The 17,654-nt window shown below is 58.7% G+C and carries 18 protein-coding genes; 11 read left to right on the top strand and 7 right to left on the bottom strand.

Features of this window, described 5'->3' with window-relative positions:
* Window positions 1–76: 76 nt before the first annotated feature.
* From mnmE to hemE, 4 genes are all read right to left on the bottom strand, one after another.
* Window positions 77–1,396, bottom strand: coding sequence for a tRNA uridine-5-carboxymethylaminomethyl(34) synthesis GTPase MnmE (mnmE, locus tag ACP7BS_RS13145; RefSeq protein ID WP_426238458.1), 1,320 nt, complete (start codon window positions 1,394–1,396; stop codon window positions 77–79).
* Between the two features lie 152 nt (window positions 1,397–1,548).
* Entirely contained in the window at window positions 1,549–2,814 is a 1,266-nt protein-coding gene (gene rho, locus ACP7BS_RS13140; RefSeq protein ID WP_112408863.1) for a transcription termination factor Rho, read from the bottom strand.
* 194 nt (window positions 2,815–3,008) lie between these two features.
* Window positions 3,009–3,548 (bottom strand): protoporphyrinogen oxidase HemJ, encoded by a 540-nt coding sequence (gene hemJ / locus ACP7BS_RS13135; protein ID WP_426238457.1) that lies wholly within the window; start codon window positions 3,546–3,548, stop codon window positions 3,009–3,011.
* Window positions 3,545–4,579: a uroporphyrinogen decarboxylase gene (hemE, locus tag ACP7BS_RS13130; protein ID WP_426238456.1), complete on the bottom strand. Its 1,035-nt coding sequence runs from the start codon at window positions 4,577–4,579 to the stop codon at window positions 3,545–3,547. The genes hemJ and hemE overlap by 4 nt, the downstream gene beginning before the upstream one ends.
* Window positions 4,580–4,984: 405 nt before the next feature.
* Between hemE and ACP7BS_RS13125 the strand changes: the two genes are divergently transcribed.
* Genes ACP7BS_RS13125 through dnaQ form a run of 5 tightly spaced genes read left to right on the top strand, consistent with a single transcriptional unit; the run spans window position 4,985 to window position 8,586 of the window.
* Window positions 4,985–5,809 carry a pyruvate, water dikinase regulatory protein gene (locus tag ACP7BS_RS13125; RefSeq protein ID WP_426231425.1) on the top strand — a complete coding sequence of 275 codons (825 nt, stop codon included), beginning with the start codon at window positions 4,985–4,987 and terminating at the stop codon, window positions 5,807–5,809.
* 30 nt (window positions 5,810–5,839) lie between these two features.
* Window positions 5,840–6,439 (top strand): Maf-like protein, encoded by a 600-nt coding sequence (locus ACP7BS_RS13120; RefSeq protein WP_426238455.1) that lies wholly within the window; start codon window positions 5,840–5,842, stop codon window positions 6,437–6,439.
* Entirely contained in the window at window positions 6,432–7,292 is an 861-nt protein-coding gene (locus ACP7BS_RS13115; RefSeq protein WP_426238454.1) for a shikimate dehydrogenase, read from the top strand. The genes ACP7BS_RS13120 and ACP7BS_RS13115 overlap by 8 nt, the downstream gene beginning before the upstream one ends.
* Complete coding sequence (gene coaE / locus ACP7BS_RS13110; RefSeq protein WP_426238453.1) at window positions 7,289–7,882, top strand: dephospho-CoA kinase; 594 nt, start codon at window positions 7,289–7,291, stop codon at window positions 7,880–7,882. Before ACP7BS_RS13115 ends, coaE begins: the two co-directional genes overlap by 4 nt.
* Window positions 7,882–8,586 (top strand): DNA polymerase III subunit epsilon, encoded by a 705-nt coding sequence (dnaQ, locus tag ACP7BS_RS13105; protein WP_426238452.1) that lies wholly within the window; start codon window positions 7,882–7,884, stop codon window positions 8,584–8,586. The genes coaE and dnaQ overlap by 1 nt, the downstream gene beginning before the upstream one ends.
* A 54-nt stretch (window positions 8,587–8,640) precedes the next feature.
* On the opposite strand, the gene secB is transcribed toward dnaQ, so the two are convergent.
* Both secB and ACP7BS_RS13095 read right to left on the bottom strand, forming a co-directional pair.
* Window positions 8,641–9,129, bottom strand: coding sequence for a protein-export chaperone SecB (gene secB, locus ACP7BS_RS13100; protein WP_426231429.1), 489 nt, complete (start codon window positions 9,127–9,129; stop codon window positions 8,641–8,643).
* Between the two features lie 78 nt (window positions 9,130–9,207).
* Entirely contained in the window at window positions 9,208–9,735 is a 528-nt protein-coding gene (locus ACP7BS_RS13095; protein WP_426238451.1) for an FxsA family protein, read from the bottom strand.
* Window positions 9,736–9,873: 138 nt separating this feature from the next.
* Here ACP7BS_RS13095 and ACP7BS_RS13090 point away from each other — a divergent pair, with 138 nt between their 5' ends.
* From ACP7BS_RS13090 to gyrB, 5 genes are all read left to right on the top strand, one after another.
* A complete protein-coding gene (locus tag ACP7BS_RS13090) occupies window positions 9,874–10,572 on the top strand; it encodes a Tim44/TimA family putative adaptor protein (RefSeq protein ID WP_426238450.1) in 699 nt (232 codons plus the stop codon).
* 29 nt (window positions 10,573–10,601) lie between these two features.
* On the top strand, window positions 10,602–11,711 hold the full coding sequence (gene mltA, locus ACP7BS_RS13085) for a murein transglycosylase A (RefSeq protein WP_426238449.1): 1,110 nt from the start codon (window positions 10,602–10,604) through the stop codon (window positions 11,709–11,711).
* Window positions 11,704–12,282, top strand: coding sequence for a Smr/MutS family protein (locus ACP7BS_RS13080; protein ID WP_426238448.1), 579 nt, complete (start codon window positions 11,704–11,706; stop codon window positions 12,280–12,282). The genes mltA and ACP7BS_RS13080 overlap by 8 nt, the downstream gene beginning before the upstream one ends.
* Window positions 12,279–12,653: a helix-turn-helix domain-containing protein gene (locus ACP7BS_RS13075; protein WP_426231434.1), complete on the top strand. Its 375-nt coding sequence runs from the start codon at window positions 12,279–12,281 to the stop codon at window positions 12,651–12,653. Before ACP7BS_RS13080 ends, ACP7BS_RS13075 begins: the two co-directional genes overlap by 4 nt.
* A 150-nt stretch (window positions 12,654–12,803) precedes the next feature.
* Window positions 12,804–15,239 carry a DNA topoisomerase (ATP-hydrolyzing) subunit B gene (gene gyrB, locus ACP7BS_RS13070; protein WP_426238447.1) on the top strand — a complete coding sequence of 812 codons (2,436 nt, stop codon included), beginning with the start codon at window positions 12,804–12,806 and terminating at the stop codon, window positions 15,237–15,239.
* 85 nt (window positions 15,240–15,324) lie between these two features.
* Here gyrB and ACP7BS_RS13065 read toward each other — a convergent pair whose 3' ends face one another.
* Window positions 15,325–15,927, bottom strand: a complete 603-nt coding sequence (locus ACP7BS_RS13065; protein WP_426238446.1) for a nitroreductase family protein — start codon at window positions 15,925–15,927, stop codon at window positions 15,325–15,327.
* Between the two features lie 259 nt (window positions 15,928–16,186).
* Between ACP7BS_RS13065 and gabD the strand changes: the two genes are divergently transcribed.
* Window positions 16,187–17,641 (top strand): NADP-dependent succinate-semialdehyde dehydrogenase, encoded by a 1,455-nt coding sequence (gene gabD / locus ACP7BS_RS13060; protein ID WP_426238604.1) that lies wholly within the window; start codon window positions 16,187–16,189, stop codon window positions 17,639–17,641.
* Window positions 17,642–17,654: the final 13 nt, after the last annotated feature.

The following is a 17,654-nucleotide window of genomic DNA, read 5'->3' as shown; positions in this document are numbered from 1 at the left end:
CACGGTGTTACGGATGCGAATCGTTTCACGTGAAACATGACGCAGGACTCGCAAGCGTTGTATTCGAATTTGCATCTCATTTGCCGATGCAAAATTCCGAAAAGATCACGCCTAGCAAATCCTCGACATCAACCCGGCCGGTAATGCGTCCAAGGGCATCGCCCGCCTGCCGCAAATATTCGGCCTGAATATCAAGTCCACGATTTGATTGCGCCAAACTCATCTCGATCGCTGCGCGTGTTTGTTGCAGGCAACTTACATGCCGCTTGCGTGTCGGTAGAGACAACGCATTTTGACCGGACAGATCCGGCAGGTGATCCACGAGCACGTCCAGAAGGCGATCGATACCAGCGCCGGTCTCCGTTGACACCAACACGTCAACGCTGGCCTTATCCCATAAAAGCGGCGACCGATCAATCTTGGTACCGACCCGAATAACCGGCTTTTCCGGCTGGGATGTCCCAAGTTCAACGAAACCTTCCGGCGTATCCGAAAGCAAGAGGATGATGTCGGCCTGATCGATTGTAAGATAGGCGCGGCGTATCCCTTCCTGCTCGACCTTGTCATCTGTTTCCCGCAAGCCCGCCGTATCGAACAATTGAACGCGGAATCCGGCTAAGGATAAGTCGACCGACAGAATGTCACGTGTCGTTCCGGCGATATCGGTAACGATGGCAATATCGCGGCGTGCCAGATGGTTGAGCAGGCTGGACTTCCCAGCATTGGGCTCGCCGGCAATGACGATCTTTAAGCCGTCACGGATGATCTCGGCAATGCCGGCGCCATCAAGATGTTCCGAGATTTCGCCCTTCAACGTCCGCATATCCGCCCAGATCTTCTCGGCGACGGAGCCTGGAACATCGTCTTCGTCGGCAAAGTCCAGTTCCGCCTCGATCATCGCCCGTGCGTGGGTCAGCCGGCGCGCCCATCCTTCGTAGATCTTTGATAGATGCCCGCTGGAATGTTCCTGCGCCAGCCGCCGCTGCATCTCGGTTTCTGCAGAAATCAAATCCGCCAGACCTTCGATCTCGACAAGATCCAGTTTACCATTATGAAAGGCACGCCTTGAAAACTCGCCGGCTTCGGCATGTCTCAAACCTGGAATGTCCCCAAGTTCGGCAAGGATGGCGTTGACCACGGCACGGCCGCCGTGAACCTGCAGTTCGGCGCAGTCTTCTCCTGTAAACGACGCGGGAGCCTTGAAATAGAGAATGAGGCCCTGATCCAAGACATCACCGTTTCGATTGCGAATCGATCGCAAAACAGCCTGTCGCGGCGAGGGCACACAAGCACATAGTTCCCTCAGCACCTCTGACGTATGAGGCCCGCTGACGCGAATAACCGCCACGCCGGCCGGCAAGGCGCCGGAAGACAGTGCATAGATCGTGTCGGACATTGGCTGTTGCGGTTGGTTCACCGTTCAGTCCTTGATTGCCTATTTTAATTCATAGAGTCAGAATCCGGAGAAGGAATCCGGCTAGATAATTTCCGTCAGAAACGCAAAAGCCCAGGATAGACCTGGGCTCCGCGCAACATTGTGACGATCGATCAGGTGTTCATCGAATCGAAGAAATCGCCATTGGTCTTGGTCTGCTTCAGCTTGTCGATCAGGAACTCGATCGCATCGGTCGTTCCCATCGGGGCAAGGATACGGCGCAGAACGAAGATTTTCTGCAGATCCTGGCGCGGTACCAACAGGTCTTCCTTACGGGTGCCGGACTTGAGGATATCCATCGACGGGAAGATGCGCTTGTCGGCGACCTTGCGGTCGAGCACGATTTCGGAGTTACCGGTACCCTTGAATTCTTCGAAGATGACTTCGTCCATGCGGCTGCCAGTATCGATCAGGGCTGTCGCGATTATCGTCAGCGAACCGCCCTCTTCGATATTGCGGGCGGCACCGAAGAAGCGCTTCGGGCGCTGCAGGGCATTGGCATCGACACCACCGGTCAAGACCTTGCCCGATGACGGAACAACGGTGTTGTAGGCGCGGCCAAGGCGAGTGATCGAATCGAGCAGGATAACGACGTCGCGGCCGTGTTCGACCAGGCGCTTGGCCTTTTCGATGACCATTTCGGCGACCTGAACGTGACGCGTTGCCGGCTCGTCGAAGGTCGAGGAAACCACTTCGCCTTTCACCGAGCGCTGCATGTCGGTGACTTCTTCCGGCCGCTCGTCGATCAGCAGCACGATCAGATAGCATTCCGGATGATTGGCGGTAATCGAATGGGCGATGTTCTGCAGGAGAACAGTCTTACCGGTACGCGGCGGGGCAACGATCAGGCCGCGCTGCCCCTTGCCGAGTGGCGCGATAAGGTCGATGACGCGAGCCGACAGGTCCTTGGAGGTCGGAACCTCGAGTTCCATCTTGAAGCGCTCGTTTGGATAGAGCGGCGTCAGATTGTCGAAATGGACCTTGTGACGGATCTTTTCGGGATCTTCGAAATTGATCGTGTTGACCTTGAGAAGCGCGAAATACCGTTCGCCTTCCTTCGGACCACGGATCGGGCCTTCGACCGTATCGCCGGTCTTCAGCGAGAAACGGCGGATCTGCGAGGGGGAAATATAGATGTCGTCCGGGCCCGGCAGGTAGTTGGCATTTGCCGAGCGCAGGAAGCCGAAGCCATCCTGCAGCACTTCGACGACGCCTTCGCCGATGATCTCGACGTCCTGGCTTGCCAGCATTTTCAGGATCGCAAACATCAGTTCCTGCTTGCGCATGACACTGGCGTTTTCGACCTCGACCGATTCGGCAAATGCCAGCAGGTCGGTAGCGGATTTGTTTTTGAGTTCTTGTAGCTTCATTTCAGCCATGAAGGGGACCACACTTGGAAATCGGAAAGGAAAGTCGGCGTGCTTGATGTAAGGGGAGCTGCAGCGGAAGGGGCAGGCTCGTAACGTTTACACATGCCACGAAAGAGGAGATGGCGGGAAAATAGCGACTCACTCGTTGCGCCGCAAGGGGGCAACGGAAATTACCGGAAGTTTCCTTCTTCAACGCTCAAAGCTCAAAAAGGTTTCACTACCGCCATGATGACGATGAGGATCATCAAAAGCGTCGGAGCTTCGTTCATCAGCCGCCAGTACCGGGCGCTACGGGTGTTTTCATCCCGCGCAAAAGCTCTGACCGCACGGCTGAACATCATGTGGACGCCGGTCAACAGAACGACAAGCAGAAGCTTGGCGTGCAGCCACCCGCCCTGAAAACCGTAAACGCTCCAGGCGAGATAGAGCCCGAGCACCCAGGTGATCATCATCGCCGGGTTCATGATCACCTTCAAAAGCCGCTGCTCCATCATCTTGAAGGTTTCGGACTGTTCGGAACCCGGCGCTGCATCGGTGTGGTAAATGAACAATCGCGGCATGTAGAGCAGGGCGGCCATCCAGGACATCACCGCAATGATGTGCAGCGCCTTGATCCAAAGATAGAGATTATCCGGCTGCCAGACGAACAGCCCGGCAAGCAGCGCGACGAACAGGCCGATCGCGATGAACGCGCGGGCGCGCGCTTTTTTTCCGGGCCGGATATCCGTCTGGCGCTCGTTCATTGGCCCGTCCCGCGAACACGGGCGACCAGTTGTGTGACGTGGTCTGGATTGGCCTGTGGCGTAATACCGTGACCCAGATTGAAGATCAGCGGGCCATTTCCGAGCTTCTGCAGGATTGCGTCAATGCCATCATCCAGCGACTTTCCGCCCGCCACGACGCGCATCGGATCGAGATTACCTTGAACCGGGCCATCCTTCTGGAGATCTGCAGCAAAAGACAAGGGCACCGACCAGTCAAGGCCGATCGCATCTGCACTGGTTGCCTGCCGGTAATCCTTCAAGAGAATTCCGGCGCCCTTGGCAAAGGCGATGATTTTCGCGTCCGGCCGGCGGGCACGAACACTGTCGATGATCCGGCGCACCGGATTGACGGCGTAGCGGCGGAATTCCTCTTCGCCCAAAACACCCGCCCAGGAATCGAAGATCTGCACCGCATCGGCGCCAGCATCGATCTGCTCGACCAGATAGTCTGCAGAGACCTCAGCAAGCACCGCCAGCAGCCGATCGAACGCTTCGGGGTGCTGGTAGGCGAAAAGCCGCGCCGGGGCTTGGTCAGGCGTTCCGTGCCCGGCAATCATGTAGGTGGCGACCGTCCAGGGGGCGCCGCAGAAGCCGAGCAGTGTCGTCTCTTCCGGCAGTTCCCGTCGCAACCGTCGAACCGTTTCCATGACCGGCTGCAAATGGGCAGAGACAGGCCGAACGTCGAGCTTGTCGATTTCCGAAACGTCGATCGGATCCATCCTTGGTCCACGCCCTTCTTCAAAGCGGACATTGCGCTTCAGGGCATCGGGAATCACCAGGATATCGGAAAACAGGATGGCTGCATCGAACCCATATCGCCGGATCGGCTGCAGGGTCACTTCCACAGCCATATCGGGCGAATAACAGAGATCGAGAAAGCTGCCGGCCTTGGCTCGGGTCTGCCTATATTCGGGAAGATACCGGCCTGCCTGCCGCATCAGCCAGATTGGGGGAGGTGACAGCGTTTCACCCTTCAACACCTGTAGCACCTTTCGGCTTTGCGCAGTCACCGGACACGTTCTCCCACTATAAAAGATATCTATATCTAAGGATTCTATTTCTTAGAGTCTGTGACTATCGAGGATTAAACGCCATCCGACTCTTTTCCACATGCTGGCCCGTTCAATAGAATCACTTGGCCGATTTTGCCATGCGACAGATAGGAGCGGGGAAGATTTCAAAAAACCATGAAGAGTCAGAAGCTTCGTCCTTCATCAAAGGTCCTGGGACGGATGTGGACAGCTTGTGGATAACGTCAAGGCTTCCAAGGGTGATGAGTCTTCTCCACATGCGCCGGCAATTCCGCTCCCCGGAATCCAGATTGTGCATAACCGGCAGGTTTTCCCCTTGCCTTCGAACCCCGCCGGTCCTTAGCTGTCGCTGTCCCGGTTTATCAACAGCCCTCGGAGAATAGCGTGGAGAACCAGAAAAACTATTTCCACCTGCATCTGATCTCCGATTCGACCGGCGAAACGCTGATCGCGGCGGGCAGGGCGGCGGCATCGCAATTCCAGTCGGCGCATGCGCTCGAGCACGTCTATCCGCTGATCCGCAATCGCAAGCAGCTGATGCAGGTGATGGAAGCGGTCGATGGTGCGCCGGGGATCGTTCTCTATACGATCGTTGATCGTGAGCTTGCCGACATCATCAATGTAACCTGCAAGGAAATGGGGCTGCCTTGCGTCTCGGTGCTGGAGCCGATCATTGATCTCTTCCAGTCCTATCTCGGCGCCACATCGCGGCGGCGCTCGGGCGCGCAACATGTGATGGATGCCGATTATTTCGCCCGTATCGACGCGCTGAATTTTACGATGGACCATGACGACGGCCAATTGCCGGCGGATTTCAACGATGCGGATGTCGTGCTGATCGGTATCAGCCGTACATCGAAAACGCCGACCAGCATCTATCTTGCCAATCGCGGCATCAAAACAGCCAACATCCCGATCGTTCCGGGCGTCGCCCTGCCGGACCGGTTGATGGAAGCGACCAAGCCGTTGGTGGTCGGTTTGATCGCCACGGCGGACCGGATTTCGCAGGTTCGCCAGAATCGCATTCTGGGCACGGCGACCCATAGTTATCACGCAGAGGACTATGTCGATCGCGCCTCCATTACCGAAGAGCTGAAATATGCGCGGTCGATCTGCGCACGCAACAACTGGCCGATGATCGACGTGACGCGCCGCTCGATCGAGGAAACCGCCGCAGCAATCGTTGCCCTCCGCCCCCGGCTGCGTTAGAGCGAATCCAACCAACTAGGATGGACGACAATGGCAGGTTTACTGGTCCTCGCGTCGGCGAGCCCGTTCCGGCGCATGCTTCTGGAAAATGCCGGTATCGCTTTTCAGGCAAAAGCAGCTGATATTGACGAGCGGGCGATCGAAGCTGAGGTCGAGCGGCAGGGATCGTCACCGGAAGAGGTCGCGTTGATCCTGGCCGAAGCCAAGGCCCGCAATGTCGGGCAGGCTTTCCCCGGCAGCATTATCATCGGCTCGGACCAGACGATGTCGCTGGGTGCGCGGGTCTATCACAAGCCGCGCGACATGAACGAGGCGCGGGATCATCTGTTGTCGCTGTCCGGTCAGGTTCACCAGTTGAACAGCGGCATCGTGTTGACGCGCGGCAATGACATTCTTTGGAGACATGTGTTTTCGGCCCGGATGTCGGTGCGGGTTTTGCGTCCCGACTTTATCGACGCGCATCTCGCACGCGTCGGAACGAAGGCTTTGTCCAGCGTCGGCGCCTATCAGTTGGAAGGCGAGGGCATCCAGCTTTTCGATAAAATCGATGGCGACTATTTCACCATTCTCGGGCTGCCCATGCTGCCGCTCCTCGCAAAACTCAGGGATCTACGGGTGATCGATGCGTGATTCACGTGAAACATTTGTTAACCACGCCTTCGTCACGGGCTATCCGGTCAAGCATTCGCGCTCGCCGCTGATCCATGGATATTGGCTGAAACAGCTTGGATTGCCGGGAACCTACATGGCTTACGCTGTGCCGCCGGAAGAGTTTCCTGATTTCATGACCTCCTTGAGGGAGGGCCAATCTGGCTTCGTTGGTGGGAATGTTACAATTCCTCACAAAGAGTGGGCTTTCGCCCTTTCCGACCGGCCGGATCAATTAAGCACCGAGCTTGGCGCTTCCAACACGTTATGGGTCGAGGATGGTCTGATCCATGCGACCAACACCGATGGTCATGGCTTCACCGCCAATCTCGATGAACGCGCACCGGGCTGGGATGACTGTCGAACCGCCGTCATTCTCGGCGCCGGCGGCGCCAGCCGCGCGGTAATCCAGGCCGTTCGCGACCGCGGCGTCAAGACGATCCATGTCGTTAACCGCACGACCACACGCGCGCAAGAACTGGCCGACCGGTTCGGCCCGGCGGTTCATGCACAGCCGCTGGAGGCACTCTCCGAGGTGATGGCTGGGGCCGGCCTGTTCATCAACACCACGTCGCTTGGCATGGATGGGGCGGAAGTGCCGCAGATCGACTTCACCGTCATGGCTGTGCAAAGCATCGTGACCGACATTGTTTATGTTCCCTTGAAAACGCCGATCCTCGCACAGGCAGAAGCGCAGGGTTTTGTCACGGTCGATGGGCTCGGCATGCTGTTGCACCAAGCGGCACCCGGGTTCAAAAAATGGTTCGGCAAGCGGCCGACGGTCGATGCAGCGCTAAGACAGATCATCATCGACAACATGGCGAGCCACGCATGATCATCCTCGGGCTCACCGGATCGATCGGCATGGGCAAGTCGACCACGGCAGCGATGTTTTCGGATATCGGCGTGCCGGTAAACGATGCCGATGCTGTTGTGCATGCGCTTTATCAGGACGAAGCCGTGGCGCCGATCGAAGCGGCATTTCCCGGAACGGCGACGAGGGGTAGCGTTGACCGCACGGAGCTTACCCGCCAGCTCGCCAAAGATCCGTCCCTGTTCAAGGTGCTGGAAGCGATCGTCCATCCGCTGGTGCGCGAAAAGGAGCGGACGTTTCTCGATCATCATCGCGCCGCTGGCGCCCCCCTCGTCGTGCTCGATATCCCGCTTCTGTTCGAGACAAAGGGAGAAAACCGCGTCGATGCGATTGCGGTCGTTACCTGCGATCCGGAGATCCAAAGGCAGCGGGTGCTGAAAAGACCGGGGATGACGGAGGAAAAATTCGCTCTCATCCTGTCGCGTCAGGTCCCCGACCAGGAAAAACGTGCGAAAGCGGATTACATCATCGATACGGGCCAAGGACTTGATTCGGCCCGCGACCAGGTGGCGGCGATCGTCCAGCGGCTGACAAGCCAGAAGAGGCCATGATGCGCGAAATCATTTTCGATACGGAAACGACAGGCCTCGACAACAAACTCGACCGGGTCATCGAAATCGGCGGCATCGAGCTCGACAATCATTTCCCTACCGGCCGCACCTTCCATGTCTATATCAATCCGGGCGACCGCAAGGTGCATCCGGAGGCGCTGGCTATCCATGGAATCTCGGACGAATCGCTGAAGGACAAGCCTAACTTTGCCGGCATCGTTGATGAGCTGCTAGAATTTTTCGCCGACGCGCGCTGGGTGGCGCATAACGCCACCTTTGACATGGGTTTCATGAACGCCGAATTTGCCCGGCTCGGTTTGCCGGCAATCACCAATGATGTTGTCACCGACACGTTGGCGCTGGCGCGCCGCAAACATCCGATGGGGCCGAACTCGCTCGATGCGCTGTGCCGCCGCTATGGGGTGGACAACTCGCACCGCACGAAGCACGGGGCTCTGCTCGATTCCGAACTTCTGGCGGAAGTCTATATCGAGCTGATCGGCGGCCGGCAGACGACGTTCGGCCTGCACTCCAGCGATAATCGCGGCCAGGCGTCAGATATGGATGATGTCATCGTGATCGCCGGCCAAAGGCCGCATCCGCTTGGGTCTCGCCTGACTGGCGGCGAAGCGGAAGCCCATGCAGCGCTTGTTGCCCAGATGGGCACAAAAGCCATCTGGGCCAAATACGAAGCCGCCAAATAAAAATGCCCGGTCGAGAACCGGGCATTGAAATATTCACGTTCAGGAAAAGCCGGATCAGTTCGCGGTCGTCGAAACCTGCGAACGAACCTTTTCCTCAGCCATGCGCTGGGTGAACATCTGGGCAAAATCAATCGGGTCGATCATCAGCGGCGGGAAGCCGCCGTTGCGCGTCGCGTCGGAAACGATCTGCCGGGCGAACGGGAACAGCAGGCGCGGGCACTCGATGAAGAGCAGCGGCAGCATGTGTTCCTGCGGGAAACCGGTTACCCGGAAGACGCCGCCATAGGACAGCTCGACATTGAACAGCATCTTGTCGCCGTCCTTGGCTTCTGCATTCAGCGTCAGGATGACGTCGAATTCCGCATCCGACAAAGGATTGGCGTTGACGTTGACATTGATGTTGATCGCCGGAGCCTTGTCGCGCGCCTGGAGCGAACGTGGAGCGCCCGGGTTTTCAAACGAGAGGTCCTTGATGTACTGGGCCAGTATGTTCAGGGACGGGCTCTCGGTAGCGCCGTTTGTCGGGGATGCGGTATCGGTCATAAGGCCATTTCCTTCGGACATGAAATTCGGTGAGGCATCTAGCATTTCGTACCCGGGCTTACAACCCGGTGCGGCCGTTCACTTGAGGCGATCACGTTCGTTCGGGTCGGTGCGGCCCCGGCCATCGCTGCGCGAAAATTCGTCGTCGTCGAGGTCGATCACGCGGGGGTCTGCGCGGCGACCGGCGTCACGGTCCGGTTCCTGACCGCGCGAAAAGCCACGTCCGCCAGCCCCCATGCCGGTCGTGACAATCGTCAGGCGATTCTTGACGAAGGACCAGCCGAGGTCCCGGACAGCCGGTATAAAGAGTAGCAGCCCGATGATGTCGCTGATGAAACCTGGAATGATCAGCAGGAGGCCGGTGATCACGATCATCACGCCATGCACCAGTTGCCGGCCCGGATCGGTGCCGGTTTGCGAAGCCTGCTGAATCTTTCTGAGAACGCCAAATCCCTGAACACGCAACAAAACCGCACCGGCGACGGCGCTGGCCACAACGAGAAGAAGTGTCATGCCGACACCGACTTCGCGGCCGACGACGATGAAGGCCGCGATCTCTGCGATCGGCATCAGCAGAAAAAGGATCGGGATGATCAGGGAGCGCATTATGATCTACTCAGGTGAAAGTGATGGAGCCGAACCGCACCGGCAATTGCAAAGAAGTGATATAGCCATTTGAATGATCGTGCCATGCAGACTATATGGGATGATCGCACGGCATATTAACAGCGGTTCTGGGTGGAAATGGGCTCTTTCGACTTCATCACATTGTTTTTCTTGGTCGCCGCGGTGATCATATTCCTTCAACTGCGCAGCGTCCTGGGCAAACGGACCGGCAACGAACGTCCGCCGGTCGATCCCTATTCGCCGCGCGAAGCAGCCGACGGGCCCGAGGCCTCCGGCAAAGTGGTGCAGTTGCCACGCCGCGACGGTGCGGGCGAAGAGATTTCCCGTTATGCGGCGGTCGATGCCTTTACCAAGGCAGGTACACCGCTGAACGATGCACTGCGCCGCATGTTCGATGCCGATCCGGCCTTCGATCCGAAGGAATTCGTCAATGGCGCCAAGATGGCATATGAGATGATCGTGATGGCTTTCGCCGATGGTGACCGCAAGACGCTCAAAGGCCTTTTGTCCCGCGACGTCTATGATGGTTTCGACGCAGCGATTTCCGAACGCGAAAGCAAGGGCGAAGTCGTCAAGTCCACCTTCGTCGGCATCGAAAAGGCCGACATGGTGCATGCCGAGATCAAGGACAGCGAAGCCAACATCACGCTACGCATCATCAGCCAGCTGATTTCGGCGACCTATGACAAGGCCGGGGCGATCGTCGATGGCGATGCCGAAGCAGTTTCCGAGGTCAACGACCTCTGGACCTTCTCGCGCGATACCCGTTCCCGCGATCCGAACTGGAAGCTGATCGCGACGGAGTCGGAAAACTGATCGGGGCATGAGGCACGGGACGAGCGGCGATGGATTTCGATTTGCAACGGGTCGATTTTTCCGACCTTCCCGGTTGGCAGACCGACGATCCATCCGCGCTTTTGCCAGCCTTTGAGCGCTGTCGTCGCCAGGTCACTGCGGTTAAGCCGCACAAGACCGCATCATTGGGCATTTCCACCGCCGACCTGATGCCGGCCTATGAAGCGGCGAAAGACACCCGGCCGCAGGATGCGGGCGAGGCCCGCGTCTTTTTCGAAGACCATTTCATTCCGTTCAAGATCGTCCGGCACGATGGCAAGCCTGGCTTTGTGACGGCTTTCTTCGAGCCCGAAGTTTTGGTCAGTGCGACACGGAACGAGACCTTTCGCTTCCCCTTCTATCGCCGCCCGGACGATCTCGTTGATATCGGCGACCACAACCGTCCTGACGGCATGAACCCGTATTTTGCCTTTGGGCAGCAGACGAATGGCACGATTTCCGAATATCCGGACCGCAGGGCGATCGAGCAGGGATATCTTGCCGGTCGCGGGCTGGAAATCGCCTATGCGAAATCGAAGACCGATGTATTCTTCGCTCATGTTCAAGGTGCGGCCCGCCTGGTCTATCCCGACGGGTCTATGAAGCGGGTGACGTATGCGGCCAAGACCGGCCATTACTTTTCCGCCACCGGTAAGCTCCTGATCGAACGCGGCAAGATCGAAGCGGCTGATGTCTCGATGCAGACAATCAAGCAATGGCTTGATGATCATCCGGACGAAGCGGATGAGGTGCTCTGGCACAATCGCTCCTTCATCTTTTTCCGGGAGGCCGAGGTTGATGATACCGGGCTTGGACCGGTAGCCGCCGCCAAAGTGGCGCTGGAGCCCGGCCGCTCGCTGGCCATCGACCGGCTCATCCACACGTTCGGCGTTCCCTTTTTCATCTCGAGTAACAGCCTGACGTCGATCGAGGGTGGCCGTCCCTTCCGTCGGTTGATGCTGGCGCTCGATACGGGGTCGGCCATCGTCGGTCCCGCGCGCGGCGATATCTTCACCGGCTCCGGTGATGAAGCCGGACAGCTGGCCGGCGCGGTGCGCAACGAGGCCGATTTCTTCATTTTCATCCCGAAGGCCGCGGCGGCAAGATACGGTCATGGCTAAGACAAAGAAGCTGACCAGCGAAGACCGCATCCTCTGGGGCAAGGTCGCCCGCACCACCCGCCCATTACCGGGACGCATGGATGAGCTTGCGGAGTTCGAAGAGCCCAGACCCGAGCCCAAACCCGAACCCTTGCCGGAAAAACTGCCGATGCCGGTGATCAAGGAAGGCAAGTCGCTTGCCGAAGCGTTTGGTTTTGCTGCACCGGAAGCGCCAAAGAAGATAGCAAGTGTGCATCATCCGCTTGAAAAACCGGTGAAGCGCAAGCTCGCCAAAGGCCATCTGGCAATCGAAGCGCGGATCGATCTGCATGGAATGATCCAGAGCGAGGCGCATGGTCTGCTGCTGCATTTCCTGATGCGGGCCTATGATCGTGGCCTGCGGCATGTGCTCGTCATTACCGGCAAGGGAACGTCGCTCGGCAGCGACGGGGCCCTCAAGCGGGCGGTGCCGATGTGGTTTTCGCTGCCGGAATTCCGCATGCTGATCTCGTCCTTTGAGCCTGCCGCGCGTAACCATGGTGGTGACGGCGCGCTTTATGTCCGCCTGTCGCGGCCAAGGGGTACCCCATGACCCCGTTCGGGGAAGCGGTGCACCGGCTGCGGCGCCAGAAGGGTGTCTCGCAAAAGCAGATGGCGGCGGCGATCGGGGTGTCGCCCGCCTATCTCTCGGCGCTTGAGCATGGCAAGCGCGGTGCGCCGAGCTTTGAATTCCTGCAAAGGGTCGCTGGTTATTTCAATGTGATCTGGGACGATGCCGACGAACTGTTCGGGATTGCGGCGATCTCCGACCCGAAAGTGGTTCTCGATACATCCGGCCTGCCGGCGGCACATACGGCGTTTGCCAACCGGCTTGCAGGCCGTATTCGCAGCTTATCCGCCGAAACCATCCGCATCCTTGAAGATGTTTTGGAAAAAGGCCGCTTTCCTGATAAGGAACTCTGATGATCCCCTGATTTCTGCCGCTTTCAGGCTGCACGGGATTTGGAACTATGGACAAAATCCCTATATTCGGGGAGCGCCATCGAGGGGTGATTCGCACGGAATCTCATCTCCGAAGACATGGCATCGAAACCTGGAAAGACTTATAGCCGAATGACCGATTTGCCTGAAACCGAAGCCGGCGCAAGCGCCGAATATGGTGCCGATTCCATCAAGGTTCTGAAGGGTCTCGATGCCGTCCGCAAGCGGCCGGGCATGTATATCGGCGATACCGACGACGGCTCAGGCTTGCATCACATGGTCTACGAAGTGGTGGACAATGCGATCGACGAGGCGCTGGCTGGTCATGCCGATATCGTCACGGTGACGCTGAATGCGGACGGCTCGGTGACGGTGACCGACAACGGCCGTGGCATCCCGACCGATATCCACACGGGTGAAGGCATTTCGGCGGCCGAAGTGATCATGACGCAGCTGCATGCCGGCGGTAAGTTCGACCAGAATTCCTACAAGGTTTCCGGCGGTCTGCACGGCGTCGGCGTATCGGTCGTCAACGCGCTTTCGGTCAAGCTGCAGCTGAAGATCAAGCGCCAGGGCAAGATCCACGAAATCAACTTCACCCACGGCGTTGCCGACGCACCCCTGAAGGTAATCGGCGACAGCAATGGCGAGACCGGCACGGAAGTCACCTTCCTGCCGAGCACCGATACCTTCACGATGATCGAGTTCGATTACGGAACGCTGGAGCACCGCCTGCGCGAGCTCGCCTTCCTGAATTCGGGTGTTCGCATTCTCCTGACCGACAAGCGGCATTCCGATATCCGCGAGACCGAGATGATGTATGACGGCGGTCTCGAGGCCTTCGTCGCCTATCTCGACCGGGCAAAGAAGCCGCTGGTCTCCAGGCCAGTCGCCATCCGCGGCGAAAAGGACGGCATCACCGTCGAAGTGGCGATGTGGTGGAACGACAGCTATCACGAGAATGTTCTCTGCTTCACCAACAACATACCGCAGCGTGATGGCGGTACGCATATGGCCGGCTTCCGTGGCGGCCTGACGCGCCAGATCATTTCCTATGGTGACAGCTCCGGCATCATGAAGAAGGAAAAGGTGACGCTGACCGGCGAAGATTGCCGCGAAGGCCTGACCGCCGTTCTCTCCGTCAAGGTACCCGATCCGAAATTCTCCTCGCAGACCAAGGACAAGCTTGTCTCCTCCGAGGTTCGCCCGGTCGTCGAAAGCCTCGTCAACGAAGCGCTCAGCACTTGGCTTGAAGAGCATCCCGGCGACGCGAAGATCCTGGTCGGCAAGGTGATCGAAGCCGCCGCTGCTCGCGAAGCCGCCAAGAAGGCCCGCGAACTGACCCGCCGCAAGGGTGCACTGGATATCTCCTCGCTGCCCGGCAAGCTTGCCGACTGCTCCGAGCGCGATCCGGCCAAGTCCGAACTCTTCCTGGTGGAAGGGGATTCCGCCGGCGGTTCGGCCAAGCAGGGCCGTTCACGTGAAAACCAGGCGATCCTGCCGCTGCGTGGCAAGATCCTCAATGTCGAGCGGGCCCGCTTCGACAAGATGCTGTCGAGCCAGGAAATCGGTACGCTGATCACGGCGCTGGGCACATCGATCGGCAAGGACGAGTTCAACCCGGACAAGCTGCGCTACCACAAGATCATCATCATGACCGACGCTGACGTCGACGGCGCCCATATTCGCACGCTGCTCTTGACGTTCTTCTTCCGGCAGATGCCGGAACTGATCGAGCGCGGGCACCTCTATATCGCCCAGCCGCCGCTCTACAAGGTGGCACGCGGCAAGTCGGCGCAGTATCTGAAGGATGAAAAGGCGCTGGAGGAATATCTGATCTCCACGGGTCTGGAAGACGCGGCCCTTGAGCTTGGCTCCGGCGAAGTCCGGGTCGGGCAGGATTTGCGCGAAGTCATCGTTGATGCGCTGCGGTTGCGGACATTGGTCGAATCCCTGCATTCGCGCTACAGCCGCTCCGTCGTCGAGCAGGCGGCGATTGCCGGCGCTCTCAATCCGGAACTGAACAACAACCAGGCGCAGTCGGAAGCGACCGCTGCCGAAGTGGCCAAGCGGCTGGACCTGATCGCTGAAGAAACCGAGCGCGGCTGGGTCGTGGCGGTCGCCAGCGATGGCGGCCTGAAGTTCGAGCGCATGGTGCGCGGCGTCAAGGAAGTCGCCTCGCTGGACATGGCGCTGATCGGCTCGCAGGACGCACGCCATATCGATCTGATGACCCCGCGCCTCAAGGAAATCTATGCCGTTCCGCCGCTGTTGAAGCGCAAGGACGGTGCAATCGAAATCAGCGGGCCGCGCGCGCTTCTCGACGCGATCTTCGCCAGCGGCCGCAAGGGCCTGTCGATGCAGCGCTACAAGGGTCTTGGCGAAATGAATGCCGAGCAGCTTTGGGAAACGACGCTCGATCCGAACGTCCGCTCGCTGCTCCAGGTCCGCGTGCCGGATGCCACCGATGCCGATGGCCTGTTCTCGCGCCTGATGGGCGATGAAGTTGAACCACGCCGCGATTTCATTCAGGAAAACGCCCTGAACGTCGCCAATCTCGACATCTGATCGGCCGCTGCCGCGTTAGAGTCAGCACATTTCGTATCCATCAAAACCACGCCTTCCGTCTGGAAGGCGTGGTTTTCTTTTTGGTTTAGTCAGCGATGAAAGTGCCGTTGAAGGCAACTTCCGAAAGCGGACGCCGTGGGCTCGGTGTTTCGCGCGCCTGCAGGTATTCCGGCAGTTGCGTCTTGTCGCCCAGGCGGCCGATAGCGGTGGCGGCTTCGACGCGGTAACCTTCGGGAATGCCGAGGATTTCAATCGCCTTGTCGAAATGCAGGCCGGTCATGCCATGTGCCTGGAAGCCGAGCAGCTGTGCCTGATGGGCGATCGAGCTCCAAGCGGCGCCCGTGTCGAAGCTATGGCTGTAGGATGACGTTTCTTCGGTTGCGCCCGGCGCAGCGAAGTGGGTCTTCGAAACCAGGATGACCAGTGCCGATGCCGAATTTGCCCAACCCTGGTTGAATTCGTTGAGGATCGGGAAGATCTTGTCCCACTGTTCGGTCCCGCGCAAGGCATAGACGAAGCGCCACGGCTGCGAGTTATAGGCGGAAGGCGCCCAGCGCCCAGCTTCCAGAATGGTCAGCAGTTCGGTTTCGGAAATGGTGTCGCCGGTAAAGGCGCGCGGCGACCAACGGTTGAGGAAGCTCGGCTCGATCGGATAATCTGCTTGGCGGTAGTTGCTGGCGGTTGTCATGGTTTGTTCCTGTCTTGGGAGGTCGGAATTTTTTTCAGCGGACGCAGTCCGCATATGGCGATTGTATCGGCGAGAATAGACTCCGGTTTAGAGATGGACTGTTTCCAATTTGACGACAACCGCCAGGTGAGCCGGTGACGGCCGGTTGCGCGACGGCATTGACCGCAGAAACGTTCGTCAGGGTTATTGTCGAACGTCAGAAAAAAGTTGTATAAGTTCTGTAGATTTTTTCGAAGCAAAGGACCTGCCGCCGATGACCGTGACCTTGAAAGACCCTTCGCTGTTCCGCCAGGCCGCACTTGTCGGCGAACACTGGATCGAAGCAGATCCGACAAATGCCATCGAGGTGAACAATCCGGCCACCGGCGAGATCATCGGCCGCGTTCCGAAGCTCGGCGCAGCTGAAACCAAGGCAGCCATCGAGGTAGCACGCATTGCGCAGAAGGGCTGGGCCGCAAGAACAGCCAAGGAGCGCTGCGCCGTGCTGCGCAAATGGTACGACCTTATGATCGAGAACAAGGACGATCTCGGCCGCATCCTGACGCTCGAACAGGGCAAGCCGCTGGCGGAAGCCACCGGCGAAATCGTCTACGGCGCCAGCTTCATCGAATGGTTTGCCGAAGAAGGCCGCCGCATCTACGGTGACATGATTCCCGGTCATCAGCCGGATAAGCGTATCATGGTGATGAAGCAGCCGATTGGTGTCGTCGCGGCAATCACGCCGTGGAACTTCCCGAATGCGATGATCACCCGCAAGGCTGGTCCTGCCTTTGCTGCCGGCTGCGCTCTGGTTTTGAAGCCGGCCTCGCAGACGCCATTTTCGGCGATTGCCATTGCGGTTCTGGCCGAACGCGCCGGCCTGCCGAAGGGTCTGTTCAGCGTCATCACCGGTTCGGCCGCAGCGATCGGCGCCGAAATGACGTCCAATCCGACGGTGCGCAAGCTGACCTTTACCGGTTCGACCGAAATCGGCACCGAACTCTACAAGCAGAGCGCGCCGACCATCAAGAAACTCGGCCTCGAGCTCGGCGGCAATGCGCCTTTCATCGTTTTTGATGATGCCGATCTCGACGCTGCCGTCGAAGGTGCGCTGATCGCCAAATATCGCAACAACGGCCAGACCTGCGTCTGTGCCAACCGTATCTATGTTCAGGACGGCGTCTACGATGCCTTTGCTGAAAAGCTGGCAACGGCTGTCGGCAAGCTGAAGACCGGCAATGGCTTCGATGAAGGCGTGATCCTTGGGCCGCTGATCGACAAGGCAGCCCTGAAAAAGGTTGAGGAGCACATTGCCGACGCCTTGAAAAAGGGCGCGCGCATCTTGGCTGGCGGCAAGCCGCATGCGCTCGGCGGCACGTTCTTCGAGGCAACCATCCTGGCCGATGTCACCAAGGACATGGCTGTTGCCCGCGAAGAAACCTTCGGTCCTCTTGCGCCGCTGTTCCGCTTCAAGTCTGAGGCGGATGTCATCGAGCAGGCAAACGACACCGAATTCGGCTTGGCATCTTATTTCTATGCCAAGGATCTGTCACGCGTCTTCCGCGTTGCCGAAGCGCTGGAATACGGCATGGTCGGGGTCAATACCGGCCTGATTTCGACGGCCGAGGCACCGTTTGGCGGCGTCAAGCTGTCCGGCCTTGGGCGCGAAGGCTCGAAATACGGCATCGAGGAATTCACCGAGATCAAATATGTCTGCCTCGGCGGCATTTCCTGATCTGCCAATCAGG

The sequence above is a fragment of the Pararhizobium sp. DWP1-1-3 genome, assembly GCF_049896125.1.
Lineage (GTDB): Bacteria > Pseudomonadota > Alphaproteobacteria > Rhizobiales > Rhizobiaceae > Pararhizobium.
The sequence above is the reverse complement of the archived record's forward strand: the minus strand, read 5'-3'. Positions and strand labels throughout refer to the sequence as shown.

Excerpts from the sequence above, each read along its gene's own strand:
- mnmE (WP_426238458.1), bottom strand. The coding sequence starts at position 1,396 with ATGTCCGACACGATCTATGCACTGTCTTCCGGCGCCTTGCCGGCCGGC.
- rho (WP_112408863.1), bottom strand. The coding sequence starts at position 2,814 with ATGGCTGAAATGAAGCTACAAGAACTCAAAAACAAATCCGCTACCGAC.
- hemJ (WP_426238457.1), bottom strand. The coding sequence starts at position 3,548 with ATGAACGAGCGCCAGACGGATATCCGGCCCGGAAAAAAAGCGCGCGCC.
- ACP7BS_RS13120 (WP_426238455.1), top strand. The coding sequence starts at position 5,840 with ATGGCAGGTTTACTGGTCCTCGCGTCGGCGAGCCCGTTCCGGCGCATG.
- ACP7BS_RS13115 (WP_426238454.1), top strand. The coding sequence starts at position 6,432 with ATGCGTGATTCACGTGAAACATTTGTTAACCACGCCTTCGTCACGGGC.
- coaE (WP_426238453.1), top strand. The coding sequence starts at position 7,289 with ATGATCATCCTCGGGCTCACCGGATCGATCGGCATGGGCAAGTCGACC.
- dnaQ (WP_426238452.1), top strand. The coding sequence starts at position 7,882 with ATGCGCGAAATCATTTTCGATACGGAAACGACAGGCCTCGACAACAAA.
- secB (WP_426231429.1), bottom strand. The coding sequence starts at position 9,129 with ATGACCGATACCGCATCCCCGACAAACGGCGCTACCGAGAGCCCGTCC.
- ACP7BS_RS13095 (WP_426238451.1), bottom strand. The coding sequence starts at position 9,735 with ATGCGCTCCCTGATCATCCCGATCCTTTTTCTGCTGATGCCGATCGCA.
- ACP7BS_RS13090 (WP_426238450.1), top strand. The coding sequence starts at position 9,874 with ATGGGCTCTTTCGACTTCATCACATTGTTTTTCTTGGTCGCCGCGGTG.
- mltA (WP_426238449.1), top strand. The coding sequence starts at position 10,602 with ATGGATTTCGATTTGCAACGGGTCGATTTTTCCGACCTTCCCGGTTGG.
- ACP7BS_RS13080 (WP_426238448.1), top strand. The coding sequence starts at position 11,704 with ATGGCTAAGACAAAGAAGCTGACCAGCGAAGACCGCATCCTCTGGGGC.
- ACP7BS_RS13075 (WP_426231434.1), top strand. The coding sequence starts at position 12,279 with ATGACCCCGTTCGGGGAAGCGGTGCACCGGCTGCGGCGCCAGAAGGGT.
- gyrB (WP_426238447.1), top strand. The coding sequence starts at position 12,804 with ATGACCGATTTGCCTGAAACCGAAGCCGGCGCAAGCGCCGAATATGGT.
- ACP7BS_RS13065 (WP_426238446.1), bottom strand. The coding sequence starts at position 15,927 with ATGACAACCGCCAGCAACTACCGCCAAGCAGATTATCCGATCGAGCCG.